The sequence below is a fragment of the Corallococcus macrosporus genome, assembly GCF_017302985.1.
Lineage (GTDB): Bacteria > Myxococcota > Myxococcia > Myxococcales > Myxococcaceae > Corallococcus > Corallococcus macrosporus_A.
The window spans coordinates 1-20,122 of sequence record NZ_JAFIMU010000010.1; the positions used below are offsets into that span (position 1 = coordinate 1).

Consider the following 20,122-nt stretch of genomic DNA (forward strand, 5'->3'; position numbering starts at 1 on the left):
CGCGCGCTGGCGTGCCTCAACCACGTGCTCGCGCTGGACGCGACGAACGAGCGGGCGCTGGGGTTGCTCAAGAGCATCCAGCGTCAGCAGCGGCGGCGCACGTGGCGCAGGCGCGGCATCCGCGCGGGCATCGGAGCCGGCGTGGCGCTCGCGTTGGGCCTGGGCGGCTGGCAGGTGTACCGGATGAACGCCGGTGCGCCCGAGACACCGAAGGTGGAGACGGCGGGCCCGCGAACCGACGGCACGAAGGCCACCGTCGGCACCCAACTTCCGACTGGCACCGCTGCCGCCACCGGCATGCAAGGCTCGCAGGTCGCCGGCGCGCCGAGCGGCACTCAAGGCACGGGTGGCACGCCCAACGGCACGCAGGGCACGGGTGGCACAAACGGCTCGCAGGGCGCGGGGGCTTCCAACGGCTCGCAGATCGCGGGCGCGCCCAATGGCTCGCAAGGCACGGGCGACGCCACGGGCACGCCTGGCGGTTCACGCTCCACGGGTGCGCAGGGCACGGGCGGCACGGGCACTCCCGTCCGCGACCCCGACACCAACCCTCGCCTCCCCTCCCCCACGGAGCGCACGGCGCGCCCCACGATGGTCGCCAGCCTCGACCCGCAGGACGACCCGAAGTCCTCTCGCGCTGGCCGGATCCCCGTGTCCATCCTCGTGCGCCCCTACGGCTCCATCCGCGTGGACGACGGCCCCGCCGGCACGCAGCAGCTCGCGCAGCACGACGTGCACCTGACGCCGGGCCCGCACACCATCACCGTCTCCTGCGGCTACTGCGAGGACGCCACGGAGACCATCGACGTGAAGCCCAACGGCGAGAACGTCTTCCGCCTGCGCGCCCTCCTCAAGTCCTCGCGGCTCGCCCTGGACTACCAGCCGCCGGACGCCACCGTGCGCGTGGGCGACGCGGAGCGCACCGCGCACGACAGCCTCCAGAACCCCTTCGACATCCGCTCCCCCCGGGGCCCCGCCAGCTTCCAGCACCGCGTGGAGGTGGAGATCTCCTCCCCCGGCTACAAGACCGAGAAGCGCGTCGTCCTGCTGGAGCCCGGCAAGCCCACCACCCTGCGCGGGAGCCTGGCCCCCGAATGAGCCGTGGCCCGCTGCTTCTCGTCGCCCTCCTCGTGGCCCTGCTGGGCCCCGCGTCCGCGCGCGCCCAGGTCCCCAACGGCGCGGATCCGGAGGTCGCGGCCCTGCGCTCGTCCTTCGAGTACGGCAAGTACGCCGAGGTGCTGGAGCGCGCCGGCCAGCGCATCGACCGCGGCGACCTGCCCGAGGACGACCTGGTGGAGCTGCATAAGCTGGCGGGCCTGTCCGCCTTCAACCTCAACAAGACCGACGAGGCCGAACGCCACCTGCGCGCCGTGCTCCGGCTGGACCCCGACTTCAGCCTGGACCCCTTCGTCGTCCCGCCCCCGGCCGTCGCCTACTTCGAGGACCTGAAGAACCAGATGTCCGGCGAGCGCGAGTTCCTCCGCCAGGAGCAGCGCCTGCGCCTGGAGCGCGAGAAGGCCGAACAGGAGCGCCGCGAACAGGAGCGCGTCGCCCTGGAGACGCAGCGCCGCCGCGCGGAGGAGCTGGCCCGCCAGGTCACCGTGCGCACCGTGGAGAAGCGCAACTTCCTGGTCAACTTCGTCCCCTTCGGCGCCGGCCAGTTCCAGCAGGGCCGCAACAGCATGGGCATCGTCTTCGCCGCCACCGAAGGCGCCCTGGCCGTCACCAGCATCATCGCGTTCTTCGCGTACGACTCGCTCTTCGAGGAGCGGTTCGTGAACCTCGACAACGTGCTGGACGAGGACGGCCGCGCGTCCATCCCGGTGCGCTTCATCCCCACGGATCGCGCGCGGCAGGCGGACACGTGGCAGCTCATCAAGCTCGCGTCCGCCACCGGCTTCTACACCGTCTACACCCTGGGCGTGGTGGACGCCGTCTACCACCACGAGGACCAGGTGGTGAGCAGCACCACCGTGGAGTCCCGCCCCGAACCGAAGCCTTCTCCCTCCGTCTCCCAGGCCGCGCCGCCGCGCATGCGGCTGTACTCCACCCGTGGTGGGCTGGGCGCCGGCTTCTCCCTCACGTTCTAGCCCCAGAAACTCCGCCCATGGCCAGCCTCACCGTCCGCACCCCCGATGGAAAGGTCCGCACGGTCTCCCTGCTCAAGCGCATCACCAGCCTGGGGCGGGGATCCGACAACGACGTGCCCCTGGAGGACGCCAGCGTTCCCGCCAGCGCCCTGCACGTCACCTTCGACGGCTCCCGCTATGAAGTGGGCAGCCTGGGCGCCACCTTCCACGTCAACGGCAAACGCCGTGACAACCACGCGCTGGCCACCGGCGACGTGGTCAAGGTCGGCGGCACCGAGCTGACCTTCTCCCGCGAGGACGCCCCCCGCGAGCCCGTGCGCCGCGAGGTGCCCGAGCGCGAGGTGTCCCTGCCCTCCGCCTCCACGGCCTCCTCCGACTCGCACACGGCGGAGCTGCCCGGCGTGGTGGGCCGCGAGCTGGTCCTGCTCAAGCGGCTCACCGCGTTCAGCGAGCGGCTCTTCGGCAGCTACGACGTGGACCGCATCCTGGAGAGCCTGCTGGACGAGGCCATCGAGGTCACCCGCGCCGACAAGGGCTTCCTCATCCTGATGGAGAGCGGCGAGCCGCGCGTGAAGGCCGCGCGCAACGTGGCCCGGGAGAACATCGAGGACGCGGTGGAGAAGCTGTCGGACTCCATCATCTCCAAGGTGGTGAAGGACCAGAAGGCCATCATCGTCGCGGACGCGCTGGACGCGCCGGAGTTCAAGGCCAGCGAGTCCGTGGTGAACCTCAAGGTCCACTCCGTCATGTGCGTGCCCGTGATGCACAAGGGTGACCTGTTCGGCGTGCTCTACGTGGGCAACGACCGGCTGGTGAACCGCTTCGAGCCCAAGAGCCTGGACATGCTCACGGTGTTCGCGGCGCAGGCGTCGCTGCTCCTGCAGAACGCGCTGCTCGTGAACGACCTGAAGCTCGACAACACGGAGCTGCGCCGCAAGCTGGAGGACCAGCGCTACGGCGACATCGTGGGCTCGTGCCAGGGCATGCGGGACGTGTACAAGCGCCTGGACAAGATCGCCCCCACGGACATCTCCGTCCTGATTACCGGCGAGACGGGCACGGGCAAGGAGCTCATCGCCCGGGAGATCCACCGCCGCTCGCCGCGCACCAAGGGCCCGTTCATCACGGTGAACTGCGGCGCCATCCCGGAGAACCTGCTGGAGAGCGAGCTGTTCGGCCACGCCAAGGGCGCCTTCACCGGCGCGGTGGCCACGCGGCCCGGCAAGTTCCAGGCGGCCATCGGCGGCACACTCTTCCTGGACGAAATCGGCGAGATGCCGCTCCAGCTCCAGGTGAAGCTCTTGCGCGCGCTCCAGGACAAGGTCGTCTACAAGGTCGGCGAGAACCGCGGCGAGCCGGTGGACATCCGCGTGGTGGCCGCGACGAACAAGATCCTGGAAGAGGAGGTGAAGCGGAACACGTTCCGCGAGGACCTCTACTACCGGCTCAACGTCGTCACCGTGAAGCTGCCGCCCCTGCGCGAGCGCGGCGAGGACGTCATCGTCCTGGGCCGCTTCTTCCTGCAGAAGTACGCGCGCGAGTTCAACTCCAAGGCGCGCGGCTTCACGCCCGCGGCCGCCGTGTCCATGAAGAAGTACGGCTGGCCGGGCAACATCCGCGAGCTGGAGAACCGCTTGAAGAAGGCCGTCGTCCTCGCGGACAAGCCGCTGCTGGGCGCGGACGACCTGGACCTCAAGCCGGAGAACCTGGAGCCCATCATGCCGCTGCTCCAGGCGAAGGAGGAGTTCCAGAAGCGCTACATCAACGAGGTGCTGGCGCGGAACAACGGCAACCGCACCAAGACGGCCAAGGACCTGGGCGTGGACCCGCGCACCATCTTCCGCCATTTGGAGAAGCTGGAGGCGGAGAAGACGGGCGGTCCGCTGCCCCCCGACGACAACGAGGAACTGCTATAGGGTTGCCGTCAAGCCACGCCATGCACCACCACGCGACGCGACAGTCCCGGGGCATCCTCCAGCCGCTCGTGACGGCGCTGGGGCTGGCGGCGCTCGCGGCGGGTTCGGGCTGCCTCATCCCCCAGGATGAGGCGTTGCTGGAGAGCGTGCCGCAGTTCCGCAACCGCCCGCCGCGCATCCTGGAGGAGCAGGTGACGCCCTCGGAGCGCATCCTGCGCAGCTTCGGCGTGGGCAGCTGCGTCCAGGACTTCAAGGTGGTGGTGGAGGACCTGGACGTCGACGACCGCATCACCGTGGAGTGGTACGTGGACTACAACCCGTCCAACCCCACGGGCTTCTACCGGCAGTTCGTCCTGCCCAACACCGGCCAGCCCGCCCGTGGCGACCGCGGCGATCTGCGCATGGACCTGCGCTCGGCCAACAACCCGCTGGCCCCGCCGGGCATCCACCTGGTGGAGGCGCTCGTCACCGACCGGCACCTCACCAACCGCCAGCCGGATCCCCCGGAAGAGGTCCTGCTCGCGGACGGCGGCGTGGTGAAGGACCCGGGCTTCGTCACCTCGTACTCGTGGGTGGTGAACACGGTGGCGGGGGACTGCCAGTGACGCGCGCGCTCCGGGCCCTGGCGCTGGCGCTCGGGCTGACCGGGGCCGGGTGCGCGTTCCTGGAGGACGAGCCTCCGCCGGATCAGCTCGTGTGCCGCTCCGACGCGGAGTGCGCCGCGGGCCAGGTGTGCTTCGTGGACGGCTGCGGCAACCCCGGCGGCGACATCGTCGTGGAGGTGGAGCCCCACCCCAAGGCGGGCCTGCTCGCGCAGGACTTCCCGGTGGACCGGCTGCGGCCGGAGCAGAACCTGGAGCTGTTCAGCCCCGTGCGCCTGCGCGGCGAGGTGTCCCGGGGCGCCGCCGCCACGGCCGACGGCGGCACGTCCCCCGTCCCCTACCGGGCCCCCATCCACCTGCTGGCCACGGGCGAAAGCCGCCTCATCCCGGGCGTCGCGCGGCGCTACGAGACGACGCTCACGCCGGACGACGGCGCGTGGATGCTGCCGGTGGGCAGCGGCGACTACACGGTGACGCTCACGCCGCTGGACCCCGCGCTGCCGCCGCTGTCGCGCACGGCCTCCGTGGACCCCGCCACGGGCGGCATGGTGGCGTTCGACCTGCCCACCGCCCCGCGCGTCGTGACGATGACGGGGACGCTGGTGCTCCAGGGCTCGCGCAGGGTGGACGCGGACATGGAGGTGCAGGCGCTGGATGAGTCGCTGCGTCCGCTGTCCCAGCGCGCCCGCGTGGCCCGCGACACGGGCGCTTTCCAGCTGGCGCTCAGCGTGGAGGACGCCTCGCGCGACACGGTGCTGCTGCGCGCGACGCCCGTGGACGCCGGCAGCCTGATGCCCTGGAAGACCTTCGTGGTGGAGCCGTTCAGCGAGCTCCCCTCCGCGCTGGAGCTGGGCGACCCCGGCGCCGCCGTGCGCGTGGAGGGCCGCGTGCTGGAGTCCAACGGCCAGTCGCCCATGGCCGGCGCGCGCGTGTCGCTCCAGGGCCGCGTGGCCGGCGGCGGCACGTTCAAGGGCCTGCCGGTGCTCACGGACGCGCAGGGGCGTTACCAGCTCCAGTCCCGGCCCGGCGTCGCGGAGTCCCCGCTCACGCTCGTCGTCGTCCCGCCGCCTGGCTCGCCTTCGCGCCTGACGCTCCAGCCGGTGGCGGTGGGCGCGGCGGACACGGTGCTGCCGGACGTGACGTGCCCGGCGCGCAGGGTGGTGGTGGGCAGCGTGAACAACCCGGAGGGCACGGGCCCCGCGTCCGGCGTGCGCATCGTGGTGGAGCCGGTGGGCGCCCTCACGGGCTGGCCGCAGCCGCCCCTGGGCTTCGAGTCCCCCCTCACCACCAACGGCGAGGGCCGCTTCGAGCTGGCCCTGGACCCGGGCGAGTACCGCCTGGACTTCCTGCCCGGGGAGAACCTGCCGCGCGTCAGCCGCTTCGTCACCGTGGCGGCGGGTGCCGACGAGACGGGGCCGCTGGAGCTGGCGGCGTTCACGCTGTCGCGGGGCCGTTCGCTGAGCGGCCGCATCACCCTGCCCCCGGATCCGGCGCTGGCGCCGGACGGCATCGCGGCGAACGCGTCCGTGCGCTTCTTCCGCGTGGTGACGGTGGCGGGACGGCCGGACTCCATCCTGCTGGCGCAGACGGTGTCCGACAGCACGGGGCGCTACTCCACCGTGCTGCCCACGCGCTGAAGGCTAGCGGCCGCTGTCCTTGCGGCGCGCGGTGTCGAAGGCGGCGTGCAGCGCGTCCACCGCGCCGCCCACCTCACCCGCGTACTGCACCGCGTGGATGGTGTAGAGGTCCTGCACCCGCGTGAGGTGGCGGTACACCGAGCGCAGCTCCACGCGGGCGGGGTCTCTCGACTCCAGGGCGCACTCGGACTCCGACTTGCGCACGCGCGTCAGCCAGTCGGTGCGGAAGCGCATCCACTCCTGGTCGACCTTGCGCGCGGGGAGGACGTGCACGAGCTTCTCGCGCTCGGCCTCCAGGTCCTTCCAGTGCGCGTCCGCGGCGTCCAGGCACTCGCGCACGGTGAGGGGCGGAGTCACGGCCGGGGGCCGCTCGGGCGTCATCGCCGCGACGGAGTGCCCCACGTTCCAGATCATCCACAGCGAGAACAGCGTGGCCAGCGTGATGTGGACCCCGTACGCGGCGCCACGGTAGGTGCGGAAGCGGGGGTCTTTCCGGGGGTCGGGAGCGGACACGGGGCCCAGGTCTTACGACCCTGGACCCCGGGTGGCAATCCTTCCCTTGCACACCGTCCGGAGCTTTGCGCTTCCGGACGGCGGCGGGCTTCCGGGCCGGACTACTGGCCCGCGGGAGCGGTCTGCACGGCCGGCGTGGCCGTGGGCGCGGCGGCCGGGGCGGCGGCGGGCAGCGCGGCGGCGTCGGCACCACCGGAGGCGGCGCGCTTCGCGGAGCTCAGGCGGCCGCGGAACTGCGACAGGTACTGGGTGGCCGGGTACGTGGCCAGCGCGTCGCGCACCGTGTCCGCCGCCTTATCGAACGCGCCCGTCTCCTGGTACGACTGGGCGAGCAGCAGCATGGCGTAGTCGCGCGTCTTGGACTTCTTGTCGCCTTCCACGAAGCGGGCCAGCAGCGGCACGGCCTTGTCGTGCTGACGCAGCTGGTTGTAGGCGGTGCCCAGGAAGAAGGACGCGTCCAGCGCGTCGGCCTCCGGCGGGTTCATGGCCAGGAAGCGGGACAGGTCCTCCACCACGGCGGACATCTCGTTCTTGCGGAAGGCGATCTTGCCGCGCTCGAAGGCGGCGTCGCCCGTCTCACGGCGCAGGATGGCGGCGCGGTCGTTGAGGGCCTGGCGCTCCAGCGAGGACAGCTTCTGCGTGTCCAGCTTCACCAGCGCGTCGATGCCCTTGAGGCGCTCGTCGCCCGGCAGCGTGGTCATCATCTTGTAGACCTCGCCCGCGGCGCGCTGGGCCGTCAGGTGCGCGGTGGTGTCCGCGCGCTGCTTCTCCAGCTGCGCGGAGAGGTCCGACACCTGCTTCTCCAGCCGCTCGCGCTCGTTGGTGTTGCTGGAGCTGCGCGCGCCGTTCACCAGGACCGCGCCACCGACCGCCAGCACCGCGAAGAGCGCGTAGGCCACCGCCGAGGAGATCCACTGCCGCTTCTGGAAGTCCTCGTGACGCTTGCCAACCGCCTTCACCTCCGCATGGAGGTTCTTCAGCAGGTTGTCCGTCTTGATGACGAGGTTGCGCGACTCGATGACCTCGCGGCGGAGCTCGGAGAGTTCCTTCTCGACGTCGGTCTTCGGCTGTTCAGAGGGGGGCATGGACATCTTCCTGGGACCGGAAATGACTTCGGCCGACTCACGCATGCTAAGGGACTCTCCGGGATGAGGGGGCGGGTTCTTTTGTCGCTCCCCAACAGAGCCCTCCGTGCCCACCATTCCCCGGACTCCCCGCTTCGTACGCGCTCGCCTGCTCTCGCGTTGGAACTTTCCGCGCGCCTAGAACTTGGGCATCGGCCGGGACGGATCCGGCGGGAACGCATAGGTCACACCGAGCGCGAACCAGCTGCCGCCGTGGCTGAAGCTGAAGGGCCCGCCAAACTTCGCCGCGTCCGGTGACTCCACGGGACCGCGCAGGAACGTGAAGCGGTACTCGGCGGTGATGCCCCACTTCGCGGACAGGCGGAGCGTGGCGCCGAGCGAGCCCACCCAGGCCTGGGCGACCCGCTCCTGGACCGCCGAGCCCTCGCGCGTGGACGAGATGACGGTGGGCCCCGTGAGCAGGCCCACGTAAGGCACCAGCCCCTGAGGCCCCACGTCCAGCACGCCCTGGAAGCGCAGCCCCAGGAGGATGCCGTACGAAACGGTGCTGACCTTGCGGGACACGGCGCCGTCGCTGCCGGGCTCCGTGAGCCGCAGGTTCTGCGCGGTGCCGAACAGGTCGAAGCCCACCTCCACCAGGTCCGACATCGCGTACGCGAACGTGGCCACGCCCACGGGCGCTCCCGTGGACTCCGGCGCGCGCTCCAGGCCGTTGCCCGGCCCCTTGGCGCCATACCAGGCGTCGTACAGCGTGCCGTTGGACGTGAGCCGGTAGCCGGCCAGCACGGTGATGCGGCCCACCCCGTCCAGGTCGGTGGGGGCGCGCTCTGCGCCCGTGTCTTCGTCCTGGGCAAGGGCGGGAGCGGCGGCGAGGGCGAGGAGGAGCGGCAGACGGCGGAGCATCACGGCGCGGAAACCCGGGGCTTTCTGCCAGCACGGGCGCACACGGCCCCGGTGCTACAGGCGTGTCGCACACCGTAGCCGGGGGCCCTTCCGCGTCAACTTTCCGGTTCGTCCCCCGCCGTGTCGATTTCGCGCCCTACCATTCGTCGCGCTTTTGAACCCGACGTTGAACCCCACGTTCCAGGAGACCTCCCCATGCGCTTCATGATGCTCGTCAAGGCGACCCCCGACAGCGAGACCGGCCGGCTTCCCACGGAGGCGGAGCTGACCGAGATGGGCAAGTACAACGAGGAGCTGGTGAAGGCCGGCATCCTGCTCGCGGGCGAGGGGCTGCACCCCAGCTCCAAGGGCGCCCGCGTGACGTTCTCCAAGACGGGAAACACCGTGACGGATGGCCCGTTCTCGGAGACGAAGGAGCTGGTCTCCGGCTTCTGGATCATCGAGGTGAAGTCGCGCGAGGAGGCCATCGCCTGGGCCCGTCGCGTCCCCTTCAAGGACGGCCAGGTGGAGATCCGCCAGGTGGCCTCCGCGGAGGACTTCGCGCCCAGCGACCCCACCGGCGAGCTGCGCGCGAAGGAGGATGCACTGCGCGCCCAGGTCGAGGCGAAGGCCAAGGCCTGAGCCGTCAGCGGGCGCGCCGCTCCAGCTCCAGGAGCGGCATCTCCAGCACCACCACCGTGCCGTGCGTGCATGGGGGTGTGAAGTCCGCGCGGTCCAACTCGCCCAGGAGCGCGCGAAGCTGCGCGTCGGTGAGCGGCGAAGAGGACGCGCGCCGGGCCGCGTGACAGGCCATCACGCGCACGGCCTCCGCCAGGCTCGTGACATCCAGCGGGGCACTGCGCGGCGGCAGCGCGCGCGACAGGGCCTCCAGGAGCGCGCGCGGATCCACGCCCTCCAGCCCCGCCGGCACCGACTTGAGCGCGAGCGCCGTGCCGCCGAAGGGCTCCACGTCCACGCCCAGCTTGAGCAGCGCCTCGCGGCCGTCCACCAGCGCCTTCACCGCGGCGAGAGACAGGTCCACCGTGGTGCCGAACAGCGACGGCGGCGGCGCCTTCGTGTCGTCGTCCAGCCGGCGCAGGTACGCGGTGAGGCGCGTGCGCTCCAGCGCGGCGTGCGGATCCAGCACCACCAGCGTGCCGCCGGGGCCCTCGCAGACATGGAAGCGGCTGCCCAAGAGGCCCATGGGGCGCAGCGCCGCGAAGTAGCCCGGAGGTGGCGCCTCGTTGAGCTGCGGCTGGGCCTCGCCGAACGCGGGCGAGCGGCCCGGCACCTGCGGGCCCTGGAACGGACCGGGGAACGCGCCGCCCTGCCCTCCTCCGTTTGGCGTGAAGTAGGACGGCGTCAGCGGGCGCGCGGGCGTCGAGCCACCGGGCCCTGGAGCGTCCATCGCGGTGGGCAGCGGCGCGCCCCAGGTGGCCTCCTGCGCGCGGGTGAGGAAGCGCTCCACGGCGTGCGCGTAGTGCGCGGCGTCGCGGGGCTGGGGGTTCGCGGCCTGCTGCTCGGGCGTGCCCAGCCAGGGGGCCGCGCGCAGCACGCGTGAGAGGGCGGCGCTGATGGCGTCCTGCACGCCCCGGGCGTCCGCGAAGCGCACCTCCATCTTCTGCGGGTGCACGTTGACGTCCACCGCCGCGGGCTCCACGTCGATGTGCAGCACCACCACCGGCTGACGGCCCGCGGGCAGGTAGTCCTGGAACGCGCGCTGAACGGTGCTGATGAGGCCGCGGTCGCGGATGTAGCGGCGGTTGACGAAGGTGTAGAGGCCACGCGCGTTGGGCAGCGTGTACTCGGGGGACGCGAGGTAGCCCGTGACGACGACGCCCAGCCGGCGCTCCTCCACCGGGAACAGGTGCGCGAAGGACGCGGGGCCCAGCGCCGCGGCGATGCGCTCGCGCGGATCATGTTCGCTGACCGGGCTGGAGAACAGCTCGTTGCCCTCGTGCGAGGCGAAGAAGCCGACCTCCGGATACGCGAGCGCCAGGCGCACCACGGCCTCCTCGCAGTGCTTGAGCTCGGTGGCGCCCTGGCGCATGAACTTGCGGCGCGCGGGCACGTTGAAGAAGAGGTCCTCCACCGTGATGACGGTGCCCACGCGGGGAGGCGCGTCCTCCACCGTCGGCGGACCTCCGCCCTCCACGCTGACCTTCGTCCCCTCGTGCGCGTCCGGCTCCGCGGTGTGCAGCGTGAAGCGGGACACGGAGGCGATGGCGGGGATGGCCTCGCCCCGGAACCCCATGGAGTCGATGTGGAAGAGGTCGTCCAGCTCGCGCAGCTTGCTGGTGGCGTGGCGCTCCAGGCAGAGCGTGGCGTCCTCGCGGCTCATGCCGTGGCCGTCGTCGGAGATGGTGATGCGCCCCACCCCGCCGCCCTCCAGCTCCACGCGCACGGTGCGCGCGCCGGCGTCGAGCGAGTTCTCGCACAGCTCCTTCACCACCGACGCGGGGCGTTCCACCACCTCGCCAGCGGCGATCTTGTTGATGAGCACGTCGCTCAGGCGCGCGATTCGGGACATGGCGATCAGCCACCCTCCGCGAACTGGATGACGTTGTCCAGAACATCACTGGAGCGCTCGGCTGACATTCCCGGACGGCTGGGCTAACACCCGCCCCTGCGAATGGAAGTGATCCGAGCAGGCAAGGGCCCGATGCGCATCGCGGTGACAGGCGCCAATGGCGACTACGGCAAGCTGCTCCTGCCGAGGCTGGAAGCGGACCCCGACGTGGAGAGCATCCTCGTGCTGGACACGAAGGAGCCCCAGGGGACGAGCAAGGTGGAGTTCCACCGCGTGGACCTCACGCGCTACGACGCGGAAGGCGAGCTGACGGACGCGCTCACCGAGCGCCCCGTGGACGCCCTCTTCCACCTGGCGTTCCTCTTCGGGCCCATCCTCAACGGTCCGCTGGCGCACGAGCTGGAAGTCATCGGCACCATGAACGTGCTGACGGCGGTGGGCCGCGCCCGGCTGCCACGGCTGGTGGTGCCGTCGCTCACGGTGACGTACGGCGCGCGGGGCAACAACCCGGCGCTCCTGCGCGAGGGCTCCCCGCTGTTCGGCTGTCCGCACAGCCGGTTCGTGAACGACAAGGTGGAGGTCGAAGGACAGGTGCGGGCCTTCCGCGAGCGGCACCCGGACACGCGCACGCTGGTGTTGCGCTTCGCACCCCTGCTCGGCCCCAGCCTGGACAATCCGGCGACGCGGTTGCTGTCGCACTCCGTGGTGCCCACGCTTCTGGGATTCGACCCGCTGTGGCAGGCCGTGCACGAGGAGGACGCGGGCCGGGCGCTGCACCTGGCGCTGCGGGCGGAGGCGGCCGGGGAATTCAACATCGTGGGGCGCGGGGTGTTGCCCCTGTCGGGGCTCATCCGCCAGGCGGGCGCGCAACCGCTCCCCCTGCCAGGGCCGTTGTTTCGTGGAGCACTTCGCGCGCTCGGGGTGGTGGGAGCGGGCACGTTGCCGGTGGCCCTGCTCGACTACATGCATTACTCCTGGGTCGCGGACGGGGAGCGCGCTGAGTCCGCGCTGGGGTTCGTGCCCCTTCACCATGTCAGGGACGCCGCCTCGGCGCTCAGAAGGAGCCAGTCATGACCAAGGGTGTCCTCGGGAATGATCCCTTCCCGAAGGCCGCGAAGAAGTCCGCGGCGTCGAAGTCCGCGAAGGGCGCGAAGTCCGCCGGCAAGGCGAAGAGCGCCAAGGGCGGCGCATCGAAGTCCGGCGCGCAGGCGAAGGCCGCTTCCAAGGGCGGCACCCAGGGCGCGGAGGCGAAGCAGGCCGCCGCGACGCCGAAGACGAAGACCCCCGCCGCCAAGGTGCACATGTTCGAGGCGCGCACGAACGGGCATGGAACGCCGAAGCAGGAACAGGACGCGCGCGAGGCCGAGCACGCCCCGCTGCGCGAGCCCTCCACGCCGGGCGCCTCCTCGTCGGAGCCCCGGCCGTCACGGCCACAGGTGCTCGCGGATGAGGTGCACGGCGCGCGCCCCCAGGAGCGCACGGTGGATCGCGCCCTGACGGAGGCCATCGCCTCGGACGCGGCGGAGGCCGCCGCGAAGACGGCCGTGGACGAACTGTTCGAAGGACGTAAGGGACCGGACCGGGACATCGAGCGCGTGCTCGCGACGGAGATTGTCGCGGAGCTGGCCGAGTCCGCGGTGCGGCAGGTCCTGGATGACGCCAACGGCAGCGGCCCCGAGCGGGAGATCGCCACCGCCGTCGCCACCCAGGTGGCCGAAGCCACCGCGGGCGTCGCCGTGGACGAGGTGCTGGACCGCCACGTCAACAGCCCCGAGGAGCGCGCCCTGTCCACCGCCGAGGACCGCGATGCGCGGGACCTCGACGAGGATACCGGAGCCGACGAGGACGCGGATGGGGTCTGGACCGCCAACGCCTGGCAGCGCGACCCGAAGGACGTCCCTCCTCCCGAGGACACCGAGGAGGTCTGGACCGCGGACGCGTGGAGCCGCAACCCGGAAGGCATGGCCGCTCCGGTCGATCCCGACGAGGACGACCTGCCTGGCGGCGTGGAGCGCGTCGAGGAGGACGGCGTGAGCATCTCCGTCTCCATCATCGAGGGCGCGGCCCCGACGGACGTGGAGCCGGAGGTGGAGCTGCCCGACGAGTCCCACGACGAGCTGCCTCCCAGCCGGCGCCCCCTGTCGCTCGTGAGCGACCCGGGTGAACAGCCTTTCGACGAAGGCCCGGAGCGGGACGAGCGCGCCTTCGACCGTCCGGAGGAGCCCGCCCCGGCAACGGGCTTCGCGGGCCGCGCGGCGGGCATGTTCTCACTGGCCAGGGAGATTGCCGGGCAGGCGCTCGCGAGCGAGGGCCTGGGCCGCGCCGTCGGTGCCATGCACGGCCTGATGGAGGCCGTGCGCACCAGCCTGGGCACCGGTGGCGGCAGCCGGCTGGATGACTACGGCAAGGACGCGGGGCTGGTGGAGAACCTCCAGCCCGTCCTGGACTTCCTCTACGAGCAGTACTGGCGCGTCTCCGTGGAGGGCGTGGATCAGGTGCCGCGCGGCGCCGCCATCCTCGTCGCCAACCACTCCGGCGCCCTGCCCTACGACGGCCTCGTGATGGCGCAGGCGCTCGTGCGCGAGCGTCCGGACCTGCTGGAGGCCCGCTGGCTCGTGGAGGATCAGGTGTTCCACGCGCCCATGCTCGGCACCCTCTTCAACCGCCTGGGCGCCGTGCGCGCGTCGCCGGAGAACGCGCTGCGGCTGCTCGACGAACGCCGGCCGCTCGTCGTCTTCCCGGAGGGCTACCAGGGCGCGAGCAAGCCGTTCGCGGAGCGCTACCGCCTCAAGCGCTTCGGCCGCGGCGGCTTCGTGAAGCTGGCCCTGCGCACCGGCGCGCCCATCGTGCCGGTGGCCATCGTCGGCGCGGAGGAGACGTCCCCGCTGCTGGGCCGCCTCCCCGGAGGCTTCCTCGGCTTCCCGTCGCTGCCGCTCACCGCGCCCGGCCCGCTGCCGGCCAAGTGGACCATCCGCTTCGGCGAGCCCATCACCATGGAGGACCTGGCGCCGGAGGCCGCGGACGACCTGGGCGAGGTGCAGCGGCTCACGGAGCTCACCCGCGAGTCCATCCAGAGCATGCTCCAGGCCCTGCTGCGCGAGCGCCGCTCGGTGTTCGCGGGCTGAAAGGTCCCGGGGGCGTCAGCCGCAGACGCGGTTGCGCCCCTGGCTCTTCGCCTCGAAGAGGTGCTCGTCCGCCGCGCGCACCAGCTCCGCGGGCTCGCGGTGGTGCGGCTCCAGCGTGGCCACGCCCACCGACAGCGTGACGGGGATGACCTGCTTGTCGAACTCGAAGCGCTGCCGCTCCACCAGCTTGCGCACCTTCTCCGCGAGCTGGCGGGCGCCGCCCAGGTTGATCTCCGGCAGCAGCAGCGCGAACTCCTCGCCACCGTAGCGGGCGAAGACGTCCTCGCGCCGGATGCGCGTGCGCACCGTGGACGCCAGTTGCTTGAGCACCGAGTCCCCGGCGAGGTGCCCGTACGTGTCGTTCACGTCCTTGAAGTGATCCAGGTCGAACATCACCAGCGACAGCACGCGCTCGTAGCGGCGGCTGCGGGAGATCTCCCGGTCCAGCTGCTCGTCGAAGTAGCGGCGGTTGTAGATCTGCGTCAGGCCGTCCATCGTGGTCAGCCGGTAGATCTCGTCGTGGTACGCCGCCTCGATGTTGCCGCCCGCGATGAACTTGAAGATGGTGCGGCCAATCTTCACCAGGTCGCCATTGTGCAGCGACCGCGCCGCCGACGCGACGTCGTCGTTGACGAACGTGCCGTTGGTGGACCCCAGGTCCTCGATGCGCACGCCCTTGGTGGTGTTGGTGATGCGCGCGTGGTTGCGGCTCACCGCTTCCTGATCAATCTGGATGTCCGCCTTGGACGACCGGCCGATGAGCGTCTCCTCACGCGCCAGGTCGTATTTGCGCCCCAGATCCAGGCCGTAGATGACCACCAGCGCCGCGTCCAGGTTGACGGGGCGCTCGGAGATCTTCGAGATGACGGTGACGACCGTCTCCTTCTGGCCCATGACGAAGGCAAACGTATCACCGCGCAATTCGCGAAAGCGAATTCACGGCCGGAACGGGTGCCCCTCCAGGTCGTAGAACCCCTGACACCCCGCCACGTCAGGGCACCCGCACCGTGCGCACGGCGCTGACGGCGGGTCGCAGCGGCAGGCCGAGCAGGTCCACCAGCGACGCCACCAGCGTCACCTCCGGCCCGGAGCAGGCGGCGGGCAGCGTGAGCGCCACCTCGCCCGCCCGCGTGGTCACGTCGCCGCGCACCAGCGCGCCATCACAGCCCGGGCCGCCGTCGCGCACGGTGAGCAGCACCCCGCCCTCGTCGCCGTTGGCGGATGACGTTCCCACCTGGAAGCCGTCCACCCGCACGCGCACGGTGGCGCCGCGCGAGAGCGACGCGCCCTCCGCGGGCTCCAGCCACGTCACCTGGGGCCGGCCGTAATTCAGCGTGGACACCGCGCGCGCCGCCGCCGCGAGCGGCTCGGGCGCCAGGCCCCCGGACTCCGCCAGCGTGGAGAGGTTCAGCGACCGGCCCTCGGGCGTGGCCACGGCCAGCGCCTCCACCGACAGCGACGCGCGCGAGCCCTCGGTGTCCCCCTGAAAGGTGCGGTCCTCCATGCCGGAGGGCGGCACGGGCAGGCGCACGCCGGTGACGGAGCGCCGGCCATCCACCCACATCGTCCAGCGCCGTCCGGCCGCGTTGGTGAACGTCGCGCGCACGAGCGTCGCGCCCGGCACCGAGGCGGACATGCGCCACTCGCGCGGCAGCAGGCCGTGCCATGGCGATGCGTCGGGGTTGTAGCGGCCCCCCTCCGGGATGCCGAGGAACGCGTCGGAGAGCGTCACCGGCTCCAGGCCGTCCGGATCGAAGTGGGGCGCATCCAGGGGCGCCATCACCGCGCTGGTGGCCCGGCCCATGGGCTCCTCGCCGCCCAGCGTCCCGGACGACGCGAGCGCGAGCAGCCGGTACGCCTGTCCCTCCAGGCCGTGATGGGCCGGCGCCATGCGCACGCGCACGAGGCCCGGCGTGGAGAGCCCCGGCTGCGGATCCGTGTTCGGATCCACCGGGTTGACGTTGACGGCGGCGCCCAGGCCCAGCGGCACGGTGCCGCGTCCGGAGGCCGTCACCGAGCCCACCACCAGCACGCGCTGCAGGTAGCCGTCGCGGAAGCGCGGAAGCGGCGGCAGGCGCGTCACGAACGGGAAGGCCAGTGGCACCTGCCGGAAGTCCAGGGACACGAGCGGCACGGACACCGCCGGCTCGCCCGGGTTGGACGAGCGCAGGGCGAACTGCACGTCGCGCGACACGGCGGAGGAGAACCGCCCCGACGGCGGCAGCGCGCGCGCCAGGAGCAGCAGCGGATCCGTGCCCGGATCCATCATCCCCGCCGGCAGCTCGTTGTTCAGCACCTGCGCGGTGAGCGCCCAGAGCGCGCGCGTGCCGCAGCCGCCCACGCGCGTGGCCGCGTCCGGGTTGGCCACGCCCGCGAGCGCCGCGTCGCAGACCCCGGCGATGCCCGGCACGTCCACGAACTCGGGCGCGACGACGCCCAGCCCGTTCACCCAGATGTTCGCGGGCACCTGGAACTGGCGCATCGCCCCGCCCAGCGTGAGGTCCACGGCGCGGTCGGGCCCCTGCACCTGCGCGGGGGCCGCCTCCGACAGGAGCCCCGGCACGGACAGCCCCGCCATGCCCAGGGACAGCGAGCCGTTCGGAACCACGGGCGCCAGGTTGGTGAACCGGGCGCGCACCCCGCCCACGCGGTCCACCGGGTTGCGGCGCAGGGGCAGCCGCAGGTCGCGCGAGCCGGCCATGTCGTAGTTCGCCACGGTGAGGTAGCCGAAGTCCGGGTGGAAGACGGACAGCGTCGAGTCACTGCGCGCCGCGAGCACCGCCACGCCCTGCGCGTCCGTCGACTCGCGCGCCGTCGCGCCGCCCAGCGCGTCCGCCACCACCACCGAGGCCGCCTGCACGGGGTGGCCCGTGAGCGCGTCCGTCACCACCACCCGCACCTGCCCTTCGGCCGTATGCGGGGGCAGCACGGTGACGCTCGCGCGGCACGCGATGGTGCCCACCCGGGCCTCCACCGCTTCCACCTCCGTGCCCACGGAGTCCAGCGTGAACGTGGCCCCGGCTCCAGTGCCGCCGCCCTTCACGCTCGCCGACACGGCGGCCCAGGTGAGGCCGTCGCGCAGGACGACCGGCTCGCCGCGGGCGTCGGTCACCCAGGCCTCGAAGCGCAGGGCGGTGCCCACGGGCGCGACGACGTGCTCGGGGACCACGCGGCAGGCCACGGCGGTGGACGGCGACGGGGGCGGACGGCAGGCGCCGTCGCGGCACACCTGCTGATCATCGCAGCCGTCGTCTCCGGTGCAGAGGGCGGGGACGCAGCGGCTGGCGTCACAGCGGCAGCCCAGCGCCTGCGACTCGCACGCGGCGATGGCGTTCAGCTCGCCCCGGCGCTTCACGGAACAGTCGAGGTCCGTGCGGCACGAGGGCTCACAGCGCGACAGGGCGGTGTTGCAGAAGAACAGCGCCGGATCCGCGCAGTCCTGATCCACCGTGCAGGCATCGTCCGCCCACCCGCCGTGGATGTAGGGCGAGTTCTGGTCGGACATCCCGCAGCCCAGGGCGCACGCCAGCAGGCATGCGAGCACGAGGCCGGGGGACCGGACCGGAAGGGGGATGTGACGCATGGGAACTCCGAGGGGGACCGGCCTTGCCCCGACCTTACAGGGGGATGGGCCGTGACGCGACCGGGGACGACACCGGATCCGCTTTCATTGAATGCCCTGGAACCGGGGCGCGGGCCGCAATCGGCCGGGCGGGCAGGCAAAGTGTGGGTTGGCATCCGGCGCCAGGGGTTCCAGAATCGCCCGACGATGGCGCGCAGCGAACCGAAGACCTTGGAGAGCCTGCTGCCCCGCGTGCTGGCGCGCCTGGCGGGAGAGTCAGGCCGCGCCTCGTCGCTGACGCCGCTCTGGGTCGCCGCGGTGGGAGAGAACATCGCGCGGCACAGCCGCCCTCACCTGCTGGACGGCACCACGCTGGTCATCTCCGTGGAGAGCGCCGAGTGGGCCCAGGTCCTCACCCGGCAGGCCGACGCGCTCTGCGAGCGGCTCAACGAGAAGCTGGGCCCCGGAAGAGTGAAGGCCCTCACCTTCCAACTGGTGTCGCGATGAAGGGCGTGCTCCTGGGCCTGCTGCTCGCGGGCGCTTCCGCCGCGCCGCCCGACCCGACCGTGGCCGCCGTCTCCGTCCCGGCCCCCGTCGTGGAGGAGACGCCCCAGTCCCAGGAGGCCCGGGCCCGGCTGCACGTCCAGCGCGAGTTCGAGCGCGTGGGCCGGCGTGCCCCCACCAGCGACAAGGCGCTGGAGACCGCGGCGCGGAGGCTCGCGCGCGAGGCCCTCACCGAGTTCACCACGGGCGCCCCGGACCTGCGCACGCTGACGGAGGCGGTGAGCGACTCGGGCGCCGCGGATCCATCCCCCAAGGCGTTGGTCATCCGCGCCTGGGTGCACGCGCACGCCATCGAGACGTTCCTCGCCCGCACGGACTTCAACGACGAGCGCGTGAGCCACTACGGCGTGGGCGTGGCGTTCCTGGGCGAGCGCGCCGCGCTGGTGCTGCTCACGTCGGACCGCAAGGCGGAGATGCTCCCCTTCCCCCGGACCCTGGCCAAGGCGGGGACGGAGAAGCGCGTGTGCGGCCGGCTCATCCCGCCGCTGCGAAGCCCGCAGGTCTTCGTCACCCGGCCAGATGGTGAGGTGGAGCGCGTGGCCCTGAGCCGCGCGCCCTCCGGCACCAACGGCTTCTGCGCGCCCGTGACGTTCGAGACGCCCGGCGGCTACACGCTGGAGGTGGTGGGCGAGGCCAACGCGGGGCCGGAGGTGACGTCGCTGTTCCTGGTGCAGGTGGGCGCCCGCACCGCGCGCGGTGAGCAGGAAGCCCAGCGCGAACCCACCACGCTGGCCGAGGCCCGCCCCGCCCTCTACGAGCGCATCAACACCCTGCGCCGCGCGCACAAGCTGCCGGAGCTCACGCCGGACCCGACGCTGGAGGACGTGGCGCTGCGCTACAGCACGCGCATGGCGACGGAGGGCTTCTTCGCCCACATCGCGCCGGACGGCTCCACGCTCACGCGCCGGCTCCCGGAGGGCACGCGCTACGTGCGCGCCGGGGAGAACCTGGGGCTGGCGGCCGGTCCGCTCGCGGCGCACTTCGGCATCGAGCACAGCCCCGGCCACCGCAAGAACCTGATGGACCCCGCGTTCCGCTTCATGGGCGTGGGCGTGGCGTTCCAGAAGGTGGACGGCCGCGACCAGGCCATCGTCACGGAGGTCTTCACCGCGGCCTCGCCCGGCGCGTCGCTCCCGTCGGACCCGGTGTCGGACGTATACGAGGCCCTCTCCCGGCACCGCGCCACGCTCAAGCTGCCGCCGCTGGTGCGCAGCGAGGCGCTGGAGCGGCTGGCGCGCGAACACGCCCGCGCCGCCCTGGCGCAGGATGAGCCCACCGCGGGAGACGGAGACCCGTCCCCGCTGCACGAGCGCGTGTTCACCGCGCTGCCGGATGCGGGCACCGCGTCGGTGGACTTCTTCGTCGTGGGAGACCCGAGCGCCGTGCCGGAATCACGCAGCCTGGCCACCGCCACCAACACCCGCGTGGGCGTGGGACTGGTGCGGGGCAACTCCAAGCGCTTCGGCCAGGGTCAGTACTGGGTGGCCGTCATCTACGCGGCGGTCCCCTGAAGCGCTGGCTTCGGGAGCAACCGCCACGCGGACTCCGGCCACGTCCGGACTTCGGGCGTGACCGGGGACCCGTTCTCTCAGGCCCGGTGACTTGGGCCCATGTCA

General features: G+C 72.2%; 15 protein-coding genes and 1 pseudogene. 10 read left to right on the forward strand and 6 right to left on the reverse strand.

Annotated features, from left to right (window positions below):
- From JYK02_RS30740 to JYK02_RS30760, 5 genes and pseudogenes are all read left to right on the forward strand, one after another.
- Window positions 1-1,098: pseudogene (locus JYK02_RS30740) on the forward strand (serine/threonine-protein kinase); the annotation flags it as partial.
- Window positions 1,095-2,090 (forward strand): tetratricopeptide repeat protein, encoded by a 996-nt coding sequence (locus JYK02_RS30745; protein WP_207056370.1) that lies wholly within the window; start codon window positions 1,095-1,097, stop codon window positions 2,088-2,090. The pseudogene JYK02_RS30740 and the gene JYK02_RS30745, both read left to right, overlap by 4 nt.
- Window positions 2,091-2,107: 17 nt before the next feature.
- On the forward strand, window positions 2,108-4,006 hold the full coding sequence (locus tag JYK02_RS30750) for a sigma 54-interacting transcriptional regulator (protein ID WP_207056371.1): 1,899 nt from the start codon (window positions 2,108-2,110) through the stop codon (window positions 4,004-4,006).
- A 20-nt stretch (window positions 4,007-4,026) separates the two neighbouring features.
- Window positions 4,027-4,611 (forward strand): hypothetical protein, encoded by a 585-nt coding sequence (locus JYK02_RS30755; RefSeq protein WP_207056372.1) that lies wholly within the window; start codon window positions 4,027-4,029, stop codon window positions 4,609-4,611.
- On the forward strand, window positions 4,608-6,245 hold the full coding sequence (locus tag JYK02_RS30760) for a carboxypeptidase regulatory-like domain-containing protein (RefSeq protein WP_347402626.1): 1,638 nt from the start codon (window positions 4,608-4,610) through the stop codon (window positions 6,243-6,245). Before JYK02_RS30755 ends, JYK02_RS30760 begins: the two co-directional genes overlap by 4 nt.
- Before the next feature lie 3 nt (window positions 6,246-6,248).
- Here the strand turns inward: JYK02_RS30760 and JYK02_RS30765 are convergent, their stop codons facing one another.
- The 3 genes from JYK02_RS30765 to JYK02_RS30775 form a co-directional block, all read right to left on the reverse strand.
- Entirely contained in the window at window positions 6,249-6,758 is a 510-nt protein-coding gene (locus JYK02_RS30765; RefSeq protein WP_207056374.1) for a hypothetical protein, read from the reverse strand.
- Window positions 6,759-6,859: 101 nt separating this feature from the next.
- Window positions 6,860-7,888 (reverse strand): tetratricopeptide repeat protein, encoded by a 1,029-nt coding sequence (locus tag JYK02_RS30770; RefSeq protein ID WP_207056376.1) that lies wholly within the window; start codon window positions 7,886-7,888, stop codon window positions 6,860-6,862.
- Window positions 7,889-8,020: 132 nt separating this feature from the next.
- Window positions 8,021-8,746: a hypothetical protein gene (locus tag JYK02_RS30775; protein ID WP_207056842.1), complete on the reverse strand. Its 726-nt coding sequence runs from the start codon at window positions 8,744-8,746 to the stop codon at window positions 8,021-8,023.
- A gap of 195 nt (window positions 8,747-8,941) precedes the next feature.
- Between JYK02_RS30775 and JYK02_RS30780 the strand changes: the two genes are divergently transcribed.
- Entirely contained in the window at window positions 8,942-9,367 is a 426-nt protein-coding gene (locus tag JYK02_RS30780; protein WP_207056378.1) for a YciI family protein, read from the forward strand.
- 4 nt (window positions 9,368-9,371) lie between these two features.
- Here JYK02_RS30780 and mutL read toward each other — a convergent pair whose 3' ends face one another.
- Window positions 9,372-11,255 carry a DNA mismatch repair endonuclease MutL gene (gene mutL, locus JYK02_RS30785; protein WP_207056381.1) on the reverse strand — a complete coding sequence of 628 codons (1,884 nt, stop codon included), beginning with the start codon at window positions 11,253-11,255 and terminating at the stop codon, window positions 9,372-9,374.
- Between the two features lie 102 nt (window positions 11,256-11,357).
- Between mutL and JYK02_RS30790 the strand changes: the two genes are divergently transcribed.
- Window positions 11,358-12,329, forward strand: coding sequence for an SDR family oxidoreductase (locus tag JYK02_RS30790; RefSeq protein WP_207056383.1), 972 nt, complete (start codon window positions 11,358-11,360; stop codon window positions 12,327-12,329).
- A complete protein-coding gene (locus JYK02_RS30795; RefSeq protein WP_207056385.1) occupies window positions 12,326-14,380 on the forward strand; it encodes a lysophospholipid acyltransferase family protein in 2,055 nt (684 codons plus the stop codon). The genes JYK02_RS30790 and JYK02_RS30795 overlap by 4 nt, the downstream gene beginning before the upstream one ends.
- Window positions 14,381-14,395: 15 nt before the next feature.
- Here JYK02_RS30795 and JYK02_RS30800 read toward each other — a convergent pair whose 3' ends face one another.
- The gene (locus JYK02_RS30800) at window positions 14,396-15,274 is read right to left on the reverse strand and encodes a GGDEF domain-containing protein (RefSeq protein WP_207056386.1); all 879 of its coding nucleotides are present in this window, start codon (window positions 15,272-15,274) and stop codon (window positions 14,396-14,398) included.
- 97 nt (window positions 15,275-15,371) lie between these two features.
- A complete protein-coding gene (locus JYK02_RS30805) occupies window positions 15,372-17,963 on the reverse strand; it encodes a carboxypeptidase regulatory-like domain-containing protein (protein WP_207056388.1) in 2,592 nt (863 codons plus the stop codon).
- Window positions 17,964-18,149: 186 nt separating this feature from the next.
- Here JYK02_RS30805 and JYK02_RS30810 point away from each other — a divergent pair, with 186 nt between their 5' ends.
- Both JYK02_RS30810 and JYK02_RS30815 read left to right on the forward strand, forming a co-directional pair.
- A complete protein-coding gene (locus JYK02_RS30810; RefSeq protein WP_207056390.1) occupies window positions 18,150-18,449 on the forward strand; it encodes a DciA family protein in 300 nt (99 codons plus the stop codon).
- Window positions 18,446-20,017: a CAP domain-containing protein gene (locus tag JYK02_RS30815; protein WP_207056392.1), complete on the forward strand. Its 1,572-nt coding sequence runs from the start codon at window positions 18,446-18,448 to the stop codon at window positions 20,015-20,017. The genes JYK02_RS30810 and JYK02_RS30815 overlap by 4 nt, the downstream gene beginning before the upstream one ends.
- Window positions 20,018-20,122: the final 105 nt, after the last annotated feature.